This window comes from Candidatus Marimicrobium litorale, assembly GCF_026262645.1.
GTDB classification, from domain to species: domain Bacteria; phylum Pseudomonadota; class Gammaproteobacteria; order Pseudomonadales; family Halieaceae; genus Marimicrobium; species Marimicrobium litorale.
In genome coordinates this window covers 2049388-2061311 of sequence record NZ_SHNO01000001.1, presented here as the reverse complement: position 1 = coordinate 2061311, position 11924 = coordinate 2049388, and the positions used below count along the sequence as shown (strand labels likewise).

Annotated in this window: 12 protein-coding genes; 9 read left to right on the top strand and 3 right to left on the bottom strand. The window is 54.7% G+C overall.

Annotation, left to right across the window (positions count from 1 at the left end; genetic code table 11):
* Positions 1-31: 31 nt before the first annotated feature.
* Positions 32-958: a sterol desaturase family protein gene (locus EYC82_RS09230; RefSeq protein WP_279249242.1), complete on the bottom strand. Its 927-nt coding sequence runs from the start codon at positions 956-958 to the stop codon at positions 32-34.
* Between the two features lie 82 nt (positions 959-1040).
* Between EYC82_RS09230 and EYC82_RS09225 the strand changes: the two genes are divergently transcribed.
* Complete coding sequence (locus EYC82_RS09225; protein WP_279249241.1) at positions 1041-2090, top strand: alpha/beta fold hydrolase; 1050 nt, start codon at positions 1041-1043, stop codon at positions 2088-2090.
* Between the two features lie 227 nt (positions 2091-2317).
* Here the strand turns inward: EYC82_RS09225 and nei are convergent, their stop codons facing one another.
* The gene (gene nei, locus EYC82_RS09220) at positions 2318-3142 is read right to left on the bottom strand and encodes an endonuclease VIII (protein WP_279249240.1); all 825 of its coding nucleotides are present in this window, start codon (positions 3140-3142) and stop codon (positions 2318-2320) included.
* 174 nt (positions 3143-3316) lie between these two features.
* On the opposite strand from nei, the gene EYC82_RS09215 reads away from it, so the two are divergent.
* The 3 genes from EYC82_RS09215 (at position 3317) to EYC82_RS09205 (ending at position 5998) form a co-directional block, all read left to right on the top strand.
* A complete protein-coding gene (locus EYC82_RS09215; RefSeq protein ID WP_279249239.1) occupies positions 3317-3637 on the top strand; it encodes a hypothetical protein in 321 nt (106 codons plus the stop codon).
* Positions 3638-3642: 5 nt separating this feature from the next.
* The gene (locus EYC82_RS09210; protein ID WP_279249238.1) at positions 3643-4386 is read left to right on the top strand and encodes an SDR family NAD(P)-dependent oxidoreductase; all 744 of its coding nucleotides are present in this window, start codon (positions 3643-3645) and stop codon (positions 4384-4386) included.
* Positions 4387-4468: 82 nt separating this feature from the next.
* Positions 4469-5998, top strand: coding sequence for a cryptochrome/photolyase family protein (locus tag EYC82_RS09205; RefSeq protein ID WP_279249237.1), 1530 nt, complete (start codon positions 4469-4471; stop codon positions 5996-5998).
* A gap of 46 nt (positions 5999-6044) precedes the next feature.
* Here EYC82_RS09205 and EYC82_RS09200 read toward each other — a convergent pair whose 3' ends face one another.
* Positions 6045-7304: a sigma-70 family RNA polymerase sigma factor gene (locus tag EYC82_RS09200; protein WP_279249236.1), complete on the bottom strand. Its 1260-nt coding sequence runs from the start codon at positions 7302-7304 to the stop codon at positions 6045-6047.
* A gap of 186 nt (positions 7305-7490) precedes the next feature.
* Here EYC82_RS09200 and EYC82_RS09195 point away from each other — a divergent pair, with 186 nt between their 5' ends.
* From EYC82_RS09195 to EYC82_RS09175, 5 genes are all read left to right on the top strand, one after another.
* The gene (locus EYC82_RS09195; protein WP_279249235.1) at positions 7491-8123 is read left to right on the top strand and encodes a flavin reductase family protein; all 633 of its coding nucleotides are present in this window, start codon (positions 7491-7493) and stop codon (positions 8121-8123) included.
* 35 nt (positions 8124-8158) lie between these two features.
* Positions 8159-9346: an acyl-CoA dehydrogenase family protein gene (locus EYC82_RS09190; protein ID WP_279249234.1), complete on the top strand. Its 1188-nt coding sequence runs from the start codon at positions 8159-8161 to the stop codon at positions 9344-9346.
* Positions 9347-9366: 20 nt separating this feature from the next.
* Entirely contained in the window at positions 9367-9810 is a 444-nt protein-coding gene (locus tag EYC82_RS09185; RefSeq protein WP_279249233.1) for a nitroreductase/quinone reductase family protein, read from the top strand.
* A gap of 363 nt (positions 9811-10173) precedes the next feature.
* Positions 10174-10608, top strand: a complete 435-nt coding sequence (locus tag EYC82_RS09180) for a c-type cytochrome (RefSeq protein WP_279249232.1) — start codon at positions 10174-10176, stop codon at positions 10606-10608.
* A 491-nt stretch (positions 10609-11099) separates the two neighbouring features.
* The gene (locus EYC82_RS09175) at positions 11100-11744 is read left to right on the top strand and encodes a glutathione S-transferase family protein (protein WP_279249231.1); all 645 of its coding nucleotides are present in this window, start codon (positions 11100-11102) and stop codon (positions 11742-11744) included.
* Positions 11745-11924 lie beyond the last annotated feature (180 nt).

Here is an 11924-nt window from a genome sequence, read left to right as displayed (position 1 = left end):
CATAGTCTTCCAGCATAAATGCGGTCGGGTGTCAGGAGGAGGGCTTGCGGATACTGGCTTGCTTGATGCTGGCCCAGCGGAAGGGCGACAGTAGCTGAGACCACCAGGTCATAGGGAAAGCCTCGAGATCAGCGATACCAATATCCTCTGGTGGCGCCTTGTCATTTGGGAGATAACGGGTGCCGAACACCCAGTCCCAGATGCTGATAGTCTGACCGTAGTTGTGGTTGGCCTCGAACACTGTCTTGGAGTGGTGCCATCGGTGCAGTTCCGCCATGCTGAACAGCCAGTTCAGTGGCCCCAGCCGCAGTTGGATATTGGCGTGCTGAAAAATCCCGTGCACGGTCGAAATCAGACCAAAGTATGCCAGCATAATCTCGCCACAGCCCAAACTGACCAGCAGCAGGTAGCTGGGGACAAAGGTCATCAGGGAATCCGCTGGATGAAAACGTCCGGCGTTCAGCCAGTAAAGGCGTGGAGCACTGTGATGGACGGCGTGAAATCGCCACAGCCCATCCCACTGGTGCTGCAAGCGATGCACCCAGTAACCTGGCAGCTCTCCCACCAGCATGACAAGGAATATCTGTGCCAGCAGTGGCCACTCGGAGGGCCACAAGTCTGCTCCGATGCTATCGGAGAGCTCGCCGCCGATGACAACACCGATGGACACGGCGACCGGTGTAAGCAATGCCAGCAATACGCCGACAAACACCGCGTGTCTCGCGTCGACACTCACATCGTCCCGGGAAATGTTCCAGCGCAAATGATGTGGGTAGATATGCTCGAAAACCGCAACGATCACAATGGCGCCGAACTGGGGGCCTAAAATTGCAAGTCCGGGTTCTGTGCCGTTCTGCATGAGCCACCAGCTAATCCAGACGGCCGTACCCATAACAACGGGAAAAATGGTCCAGCGAAACAACAGAGGTGCGGGCCTGGGGTGCTGTTCTGTTGTCAATCTAAACCCTCCACTTGTCGGCTGTGTCGCCGGATGACCCTGTCTCGCAGGGGGTGGCATATGCCGTGACAATAAACATAGTATGCGACAGTATGAGAGCGATCAACTGACAGGGAGTAGGCGCAATGGAGTCGAGTATAACTGGTACCACGCGGTGGACGTTTTGATTAAACAGGTGCGCGTGGACCTGCCCGGCAGGGCAGGGGACCCTGAGTTTCACCTGAATACCTACCAGGGCGGGGAAGGCCCTGCTGTTGTGTTTTGTCACGGTTTTCCTGATCTTGCCCTGGGGTGGCACCGTCAGTTGGAGGTCGTGGCAGCTTCGGGATTCCGTGTGATTGCTCCCGACATGCGCGGTTACGGCAGCAGTTCATGCCCTCAAGCGGTGGACGCTTATCGGTTGGATGATTTGACCGGTGATATCGTGGCGCTGCTGGATTCGCTGGGTTTGGAGCAGGCCGTTATGGTGGGTCACGATTGGGGCGGCTTCGTTACATGGGCTACGGCTGTATTGCATCCCGACCGGGTGCGGGGTGTCGCTGCGGGATGCACGCCGTATATGCCATTTCCCGACGTAGCGACCCACCTGGCGGTGGTCGAGGGGGACGTGGAACGACAGTACGTGGCCTGGTTTCAGCAGGAGGGCGTCGCCGAAGCCTACATGGATGCGCACGTGAGCGACATCGTGGCCAAGATCATGCGCACAGCGCCGCCTCTGGAGGAACTCATTGAAGCGGTTGTTGTAGAGGGGAAAATCAACATGAACCCCTTTAAAGATGTGCAAAATATGCCGGAGTTGGGTGAGCCCTTGCTCAGTGATGCGCACTTCGCCGCTTACGTAGATGCGTATACCCGGACGGGTTTTCGGGGCGGAATCAATTGGTACCGTAATATTGACTACAACAAACAGGCCTGGCCAGAGGTGGGTGTGCAGCCATTGCACGTTCCCTGCCTGATGCTCACCGCCGACCGCGATCCGGCGCTGCGTCCGGAAATGGCGGCGGACATGCACAAACGCTGCGGCCAGCTGGAAATGCACAATATCGACAAGGCAGGTCATTGGGTCCAGCAGGAGCAGCCAGATGTGTTCAACCAGCATCTGCTCGCCTGGCTGAACAAGCACTTCCAATAGCGCCTGTTGCAGGCGGAGGTCTGGACGCTCTTCAGGGTGGGATCGAACAGAACACGGTTTGCCTGTTCGCCGCGTCGCTCGCGCACACCGGTTTGTTGCGGCTGTGTAACGTCGCGCGAGACCTCAGTGGATTGGATGCGGGCGTTGTTGCTGCCAGGCATCACTGGCGCGTTGTGTGCCCAAACGTCGAGCCGGCTGGATGCAAACGCACAAGGGGCGCCTGAAAATTATGCGGCCTGCTGGCACTGCAAGCAGTGATAGAGTCGTCTGCCGGCGATTTCCTCGCGTTTAATGACTTCTCCGCAGTGGAAGCAGGGTCGGTCAGCCCGCCCAAATACGTAAAATCTGCGGAAAGAACGTTTCAGCCCCTGTTTTTTTAGGGCACCCGCCAAGCGCGGCGTCAGCGTTATCCCGCCTGTATCATAGCTTCTGCGGCTGATTGTGAGTGTGCTGCGAGCCAGTCGGCCAATGTCCGCCCGGCTTAGGTCGGCCGGGCGTGCCCGGGGATTAATGCGAGCGTCGTGCAGGATCTCGGAGCGCAGGTAGTTACCGTTGCCAGCCAGAAAAGCCTGATCCAGATAGAGGGTTGCAACACTGCGTTTGACGAAGCGCTTTTCGTTCAGCCTGGCTGCAATATCGCGCCAATGCAGCTCGGGCGCCATGATGTCGGGACCAACCTTTGCGAGAAAGGGGTGCTCCGTAAGTGCCTCGGTAGGCCAGACACTGATGTCAGAAGCGCTGTATAGTATCGCGCTATGGCTTTCCGTCTGTAGGAGTAATCTCACGGAGCGGCCGCTTTCAGGCAGTGTGTGACCCTTGATAATTTTCCAGATACCGTACAACTGATTGTGCGAATAAATAGTCAGACCATGCTCGAAATGGGTGAGCATGGCCTTGCCGCGGGTTTCGATCTGTTGCACACGGTATCCGCTTAGAGACCGGGCATAACGGGACAGCTTGGCTTTGCCAAAACGCACCGTCTCAATGCGTCTGCCTTCCAGAGCGCGGGCCAGCGCGTCTGCTGCGCGCCTGATTTCGGGTCCTTCTGGCATCGCTGTTTTCCTATTTTTTCAGACCATAAAAATGAGCTGCATGGTGAGAGTGCTGCCACCGCCAACAGAAGGATCTGCAGCGGATGTGGCGCCTGCTGCACGTGAGTCGTGGTATCGACATGTGGCGCGTGACCTAGAGTGGCTAAGGCTCGAAACTGTACCGGGATATACGCGGTGAGCCCGCAATTTGGATTTTGCCGTCTAACGTGCGGTTTTAATGATCTGCCACCTGAAACGCGCGTATACCTTTGTTATGCACACTCCATTGCCATCATGAAAAATAATGTGACAGAGGACGAGGGTGACGTTGGCGGTGGTAATAGCCTCCAAGCGAAATCATTGGATCGAGCGCTCAACAACACGGTACCCAAGACGCTGACGCCCTACGAATGGGAAGAGTGGTATAGCAAGCATGGCGTGCCAGACACTCACCGCGAGCCCCAGGCTCCCGAACGGTTCGGGTGGATCGGGCGCTGGCTCAAACACCGGCGATAGAACTGATGGCAAAAGGCCCTCTTCAAAGTGATAATTTCTGTGCGGTGGTCGTGGGTAACGGAGCGGTCGGTAACGCGTTGTGTGAGGCATTGTTGGCGCTCGAAAACACTCGGAGCGTCGCCCTGTTGGGACGACATGTCGAACCGTGGGATGACGAACGGGTTGTCCCGCTCTTCGTCGATGCATTAGAGCCTGACAGCATTGTGGCGGCGGCTCTGGCACTGGAAGAGAGAGTGCAGTGTGTGCAGATGCTGATAAATACCGTGGGTGTGTTGCACTGGGATAAGTACCTGCCAGAGAAGCGCTTGAGAGATATCGACACCGCGCCTGCACTCCAGGCTTTTCAGATCAATGCATTGTTTCCTGCGCTGCTGGCTGATGCGTTCAGTCCGCTGTTGCGTAAAGGACAACCGGGCATCTTTGCTTCGCTTTCGGCGAGGGTAGGCAGTATCAGTGACAATCAGTTGGGCGGTTGGTATAGCTACCGTGCATCAAAGGCGGCGCAAAACATGCTCCTGCGGACGATTGCGCGGGAGTGGTCGATTTCACACCGGGAAACAATTGTCGTAGCGCTTCATCCAGGCACCGTCGACTCACGTCTCTCGGCACCCTTTGTCTCTGCAAACTACCCCAACAGAGTGCTGCAGCCAGCGGAGTGTGCGGCAGCCCTTCTCAAGGTGATTGGAGATCTGGACGCCTCGGACTCTGGCACTTTTCTCGACTGGCAGGGTAAATCTATTCCCTGGTAACAGGCGGTGGGCTTGAGTGGCGCCCCGGAGGCAATCGGCTCAGGAAACATCCCGCCGTACGTTCAAAAAGGAGAGTATGGTCATGAGTATAGAGAGTAAACGCCTGATACTGGTTCTGGGAGACCAGCTGACGCCCAGGCGCGGTGCCCTGGCGGAGGCGGAGCCCGGCCGCGACGTGATCGTGATGGCCGAGGTGGCTGAAGAGGCAAATTACGTTCGCCATAACCAGCACAAGATTGCCCTCATCTTTTCGGCCATGCGACATTTCTGCGCTGAATTACGCGAGGCGGGTTTCGAAGTTATTTATGTTCCCTACGAGACAGGCCTACCCTCCTTATATGCGGCGGTAATGCTTGCTCTGGAGCAATGCGACGCCGGGAAGGTGCTGTGTACTGAAGCCGGTGAATACCGCCTCCAGGCGGCGATTGGATCGTGGAACCTCCCGTGTGATTTTGAATGGGTAAAAGATGACAGTTTTCTGGTTGATCACTCGGCTTTCAATGAGTGGGCAGATGGTCGTAAAACCTTTCGCATGGAGTATTTTTATCGCGAGGTACGCCGGACGTACCAGTTGCTCCTGCAGAGCGATGGGTCTCCGGAGGGAGACCGTTGGAACTTCGATGCGGAAAACCGGGAGGGGTGGCGCGGCAAAGCCGAGGTGCCTGAGCCCCCTTTGCTGGAGCCAGACGCGATAACCGCAGAGGTAATAAGCCTGGTGCAGTCAAAATTTCCCGACAATCCGGGACAGTTGGAGCATTTTCAGTTTGCTACGACTCGGCAGGGAGCGGAGAAGCAGTTTCGATGGTTTCTGGAGTATTGCCTACCCTCATTTGGCCGCTTTCAGGACGCATTGGCAGAGGCGTCACCGTGGTTGTTCCATGCTCGTATTTCTATGTATCTGAATATAGGCCTACTCGAGCCACTTGCTGTTTGTCGATCGGTTGAGGAAGAGTATCGCGCTGGAAAATGTGACTTGGCTGCGGCTGAAGGGTTTATTCGTCAGGTGGCAGGGTGGCGAGAGTATGTTAGAGGCATGTATTGGCTGCAGATGCCCGATTACGCCAACTTGAATCGACTGGACGCAGTTGCGCCACTGCCGGATTTTTTCTGGACCGGCGAAACAGATATGCGCTGTCTGTCACGTGCTATTGGTCAAAGTCTGGACCTGGGATACGCGCATCACATACAGCGTCTTATGGTTATCGGCAACTTTTGCCTGTTAACAGGTATCGATATCGGTCAGGTCTGTGATTGGTATCTGGGTGTTTACGTGGATGCCTTTGAGTGGGTGGAGTTGCCTAACACGCTCGGTATGGCACTGCATGCTGACGGTGGAATTATGGCCAGTAAACCGTATGCTGCCAGTGGCAAATATATTCAACGTCAGGGCGATCACTGTAAGCAGTGTCGCTACTCGCCAGCGAAGGTGACAGGCGATGATGCGTGCCCCTACAACAGCCTCTATTGGCGTTTCCTCCACAAGCACAGTGCCCAGTGGGACTTAAATCCCCGCATGAAGCTGTCGTTACGAAACTGGCAGCGCAAACCGGAAGAAGAGCAGGTTGCGATTCTTGAATGGGCGGAAACGGTAACGGCGCAGCTGCAAAGCTAGCGCCGTTTTTGAGGTGAAGAAGAAACGAGCGCGCTCGTGGCGTAATTCACAAGTCGCGATTAGCCTCCCTGAGTAGTGAGTCTGATTGCAGTTTCTCCAGCGCGCCAATTTCCACCTGACGAATCCACTCGGTCGACACCTCAAGTTGTGCAGCAACTTCCTTTCGCGTAGAGCCGGGTGCGTCGTCGAGTCCCCAGCGCCGTGTTACGACTTTTTGTTCCAGCGCGTTAAGGGTTGCCAGTCTCGACAGGAGGAGAGCTCTCAGATCAGCGTTGTGGCAGTCGCTGTCCGGGTCGTCGTATGTGCTGCTAACCAGCGTGTTTTCCAGTGTGAGGCTGCTGTCTTCGCCACCGATGGGTTGGGCCATCGACACCGACAAATTGCCCAGGTCCATAATGGCATCCAAAGGGCCTGTCTCGAGGTCTAGGCGCTCGGCTAGCTGCTTTCGTGTCGGCTGAGTACCGTGCTTTTGGGTGAATTCTGCTCGCTCTCGAATGATGGCAGTCAGCTGCTGCTTGATGTTGGGCGGAAATCGGATGATTGCACCCATATCATCGTTGCCCCTTCTGCACGATTGCATAATCCAATTATAGGCGTAGGTGCTGAACCGGTGCCCTGTTTCACAATTGTATTTTTCAGCCGCGCGAATGAGACCGATGAAACCATCCTGTGCCAGGTCTTCGAAGGATTGTCGCCCCTCCAGCTTTCGCGCCACGGAGAAAACAAGGCGTAAGTTATGATTAACCAAGCGTGAACGTGCCTCAAAGTAGGCCTCCAGCAGTGTCCTGACCGCATCCTCATTGTCTGGCGTAAGGCTGTCTCGTGCGGAAGGCGGGTCGATCCAGCTGGTTAGCCAGTCTGCGAGTGCGGCGCCCACCTCATTGGAGTCAGCGTCTCGCAGTAGAATTTTGGCGAAGCCGATGGGCAAGAGAGAACCGGACAGCAGCCGTTTCTGGCTGGCAGCGCTCTGCAGTGCTTCCAGTTTGCCCTGCGCAATCTGTTCTAGCAGCGCGGTGTTTTCTGCACCTTCAAGAATCGGCTTGTGCTCCCTGCGCAGAGCGAAATAGTGCTTGCGCTCAGGCATCACAACGAGATCCGGCGGATTGTTGACGAGATTGCTAGCCCAGGACTGCAGCAGACTTTGGCCGGCAGGATCTTTGGTAATGAGATTGAAAATCGCGTACAACGCCCTCCACTTATCCGAGTCTGTGTCCTGCTCCTGTGTCTTGTCCAGGAGTGGACGTGCTCTGGCCGACTCGTAAAACCAATCGCTGGTTTGATTTGATGATCCTATTTGCGCTTGCATGGTAATAACCCTCGTGATTCCTGAATAGGTACGCAGGACAAATGCGAATGGCTCAATGGTTGCGCCGCTCCACTTGCAACGCGGAGATGAGCTATTTTTCGAAATAGTAAGAGGTCAGCACGAGTGGGGGCGTCATCGGACTGGTCCATTTGACGTGTTTCTGCGTAAGCTATAATGGAGGGAAGAATGAAGTTAAAAACGATTAGCATCGCCGGCATGGAAAAGAGAGCTCGCGCGGCGTTCGTGAACAGCCTGTCAGGCTTTAAATCGGCAAACCTGATAGGCACGAGTAATGGCGAGGGGGCGACAAACCTCGCGATTATGAGTTCATTGACACACCTGGGATCACATCCGCCGCTGTTTAGTTTGGTGATACGGCCTGGCGGTGACGAGCGCCACACGCTGAGGAACATACTGGAAACGGGTGTTTTTAGCGTGAATCACGTGACCGTGGATATTATTGAGCAGGCTCATCAAACGGCCGCCCGTTACTCTTCCGATGAGTCGGAATTCGATGCCGCGGGCCTCAACCCAGTTTGGCAGGGGGGTTTTCGGGCCCCTATGGTGCGGGAAGCGAATGTGAGGTTGGGTCTGGAGTTGAGGCAGCACATGCGGTTAGAGATTAACGGTACGCATCTGGTGATTGGTGAAGTGGTTCTGGCTTGCGTACCCGAGTTGGCCTGCCGGCCAGACAGCTCGCTGGATTTGGGCGCAGCCGGCACTGTAGCGCTGTCAGGCCTGGATACGTACCATAACGGCGGGAGCGAGAAGCGGATGGCATATGCGAAACCTGACTTGCCCCCGCGACAGATTGATTAGTAAAGTGATGAATTGATATAAATCGAGGAGATTCCATGAACGTGGCAGTCAAACGGTCTGTGCAAATGGGCGATGAAGCAGGTGCAGCTATGCTGGGAAACGTTGAAGCTCTGCAACCAATGCTTAGAGCAAACGCGGCGCGTGCGCGAGAAGAGAGGCGCGTTCCCGTCGAAAACGTACAGGCCCTGCAAGAGGCAGGATTTTTCCTTGCCCTGCAGCCGGCCGAGTGGGGCGGGGCCGAGGTGGATCCGCAGTATTTCTTTCGAGCACAGGCAGCGATCGCCGAAGCCTGTATGTCCACGGCGTGGGCCTGCGGCATTGTTTCGGTTCACGCATTTCAACTGGCGCTAATGGATCGCCGAGCCCAGCAAGACGTATGGGGTGATGATATCCACACGCGTGTATCGTCTTCCTATGCGCCGATGGGCAAAGTAACGCCCGTAGAAGGTGGGTTCCAATTCAGCGGTCGGTGGGGATGGAGCAGCGGTTGCGACCATTGCACGTGGGTGCTTTTGGGCGGTATCTTGCCGGATGGCAGTTATAGAACATTCTTGCTGCCGCGCAGCGATTACAAAATAGAGGACACTTGGAACTCTATGGGCTTGCAGGGTACGGGTTCCAACGACATCGTTGTTGACGATGTCTTTGTCCCAGATTACCGAACACACAAGCAATCTGATGGATTTGAGGGCACGAATCCGGGAGTTACCGAAGACAGCGCAACTTTATACTCAATGCCATGGGCACAGTTATTCGTGCGAGTTGTCTCCACACCCGCCATTGGTGCTGCGCGCAGCGCACTTGGACAGTACACCGAACTGGTGAAAGGGAAGGCCAGTGGTGACGTCACTAAATTGGCTCAGGATACCGGAACACAAATGCGGATAGCCAAAGCTCGTAATACCATCGAGGAGATGAGCGGTGTCATGTATACGAACTTTGACCGAATGATGGATGCTCTCCGAGAGGGTGAAGCTATAGCCATTGATGACCGCATTCTTTATCGCTACCAGGCATCGCTGGTCATCGAAAAGTCGATTGAAGTCGTGGATTCACTGTTCTCTTCGGCCGGGGGTTCGTCGGTGTTTCTTGGTAGTGAAATTCAACAGCGTTTTTTAGACATACACACTGCGAGGGCGCACGTAGCGAACAACCCCACCTCCTTCGCACGGAATCTGGGTTCAATCATGCTGGGTGCCGATAACGGCGATTTTTTTGTTTAAATGACCACGAGGACTGCGGCGTGAATGACAGTTTGGAACAGCGTGTTTTTCGGAAAATGAATGCAGTCGTCGAGCCCGCGGTGCGCAGCGGTATTGCTTCGCCTTCGCGGATGCCCGGTGCTTTGATTGTGCTGGAATCTATAGGTTTTAAGACAGGAAGAAAACGGCGGACACCTCTTTTGAGCTTTAAATTTGGGCGTTTTCGAGTCATAAGCACCGTGCGCGGAAACCGGTCTTTCTGGGTGAAGAACCTGCTCAATCAACCAAAAGTTGAGTATTTTCTGGGAGGAAAATTGCGTTCGGCGCACGCGTTAGTGCTCATGGACGGAAAGCCGGTGTCACGAACAGGCAAACTATCGGGGTTGCTGTCCCCTCTGGTTGCTTGTCTCTCAGCTTGGGCGCGAAACGGTGTTGCGATTGTGGTGCTCGCGCCACCGGCACGGCTTGGCCAGGGAGCAACGTAGGCATGGTCCAGCAAGACGAGAGGGTTGAGAACGGACAAGATGCAACCTCGAGATCGGGTCATCACCCGCGCTTGCCTTGCAGGGGTTGCACGGACAAGTGCAGTAATTATGACGTGTGTGATGGGCGCCCCTGGAGAACGTTGATGAAAAAGGGCAGTCAAAAAAATGATTCAGCCTAGTTGGCGAAACGATAACGGCCAAGTCGTCGCATTAATAGACACAGAATAGACCGAGTGACTCCCGCACTCGTCACGTTGTTCCTTCCTTTTAAAAAAAGGCTCTTGTCGATTTCCGATAAAGAGTCACCTGAACCATACCCTGCAGACCTGCGTAAAAAATTATATACATTGTTATGAGGTAGTTATGTCCAAGTCGAATATTTTTCTGTTTCTTTTTCTGGGTTTTGCAATCGGTCTGCCTTTGTGGGCGATAAACGCAAACCAGTACTCTCGCGAAGGGGTGCACGCGTGTGTCGGGGAATGTTATGAAGCGTGGAAGGACGAGACAGGGGGCATAGTTGCTGTCGCTCAGGCTAAGGCGCTGGCGAAAGCTGAGGCATCACCCGAAGAACTCGGCAAGGCAGCTTACATTGGCTGTATCGCGTGTCATGGTGCAAACGGTGAGGGCGGAATAGGTCCTGCTCTGGCCGGCCAGCCCCCGGAGGAGTTGGTGGCGAAACTTGTGCAGTACAAAAACGGGGAAACCCGGGGCACGCAGAGTGCTTTGATGTGGAGCCAAGCTAGCGCGCTCAGCTCCGACGACATGAACAATATCGCTGCGTTCGTGCAGAGTTTATGAGGGTTATTGGGCAAGCAGCAAAGAGGCTGCAGGTGGCGGGGAGTATTTGGAGTCGCGTCGAAGTTTCAGTCAGAACGAGCCAATGTGGCACCTGTACTCGACAGTGAATAGAACAAGAGGAGAGGACATAGTATGAAAGAATTCGTGACGGAGAGTTGGGGCGCTGTAATGGATAATCGGCGGAGCCCCCTGAGACACCTAGATTTGGCCTCGCAGCACTACTTTATGCAGGTACTCGGCTGGATGTGGAGCATGGTATTTTCACTTTCGTTTTTGTCTATATATAATTTTGGGCTCGTCTGGCTGGCACACCTGCTAGTGTTCGGAGGCATCGCATTCACAGTTGCGGTGTTCCGCGAAAGCGAGAAAAGGCGCGCTGAAATAAAAGCGGTAACGATTTGTCTTTCAAGCTCTTCGCAGTGCGTATGGAAACTGGATTCGGAAGCCTGAAGACTAATGGGACTGTTTTTTAACAATTTGAGGGAATCGCTATGGTAACCATTCATCACCTGGGTATATCGCAGTCTGATCGTGTGGTGTGGATGATGGAAGAGCTCGAGCAGCCCTACCATCTGAAGTGGTACAACCGTGGAGACGATTTCCTTGCGCCAGCTGAATACCGTGAGTTACACCCGGTGGGCACGGCGCCCGTGATAGAGGATGGTGATGTTGTTATGGCAGAGTCTACTGCCATTGTGGAGTATCTGTCGCATCGCTACGGCGGCGGTTGTCTGTCCGTTACGCAGGAAGATGAGGACTATCCACATTACCTTTACTGGATGCAGTTCAATAACAATTTTCAGTCCGTTTTATTTATGAAGATGGCCTATCAGGCTGGCGGTGGTGATTTGTCGTCGGGTGGTCAAATAGTAGATGTAATGCAACGCCGTGAAAACGGTTTGTATAGCTACTTGGAGCAGCGACTGGGCGACTCGGACTATCTGGGCGCCAAGCGATTTACCTGCGCGGATGTTATGGTGGCGTTCAATTTAACTTCGCTAGAAATGTTGGGGGCTCGTCCGATTGACGCTTCGCTGCCGAATACTTGCGCCTATCTGGAGCGCATAAAGGGGCGGGCTGCCTATCAAAAGGCGATGGCGATCGCCGGGCCGGAGGCGGTTGCGCCTGCGTCATAAATTTGCCCCATCAGTTTTTGTTTCTTATTCAGTGTGTTTCCCCTCTGATGCTCAGAAACGTCGTTCCTCAACTTAATAACCACACGATTTAAGTAGTTAATGTACAGGGCGGTGCCGACAATTCCGCTTTCGGCGGCCGGCAACTGGCAAGAGAAAATACAGAAAGCTTGGTGAGCGGCG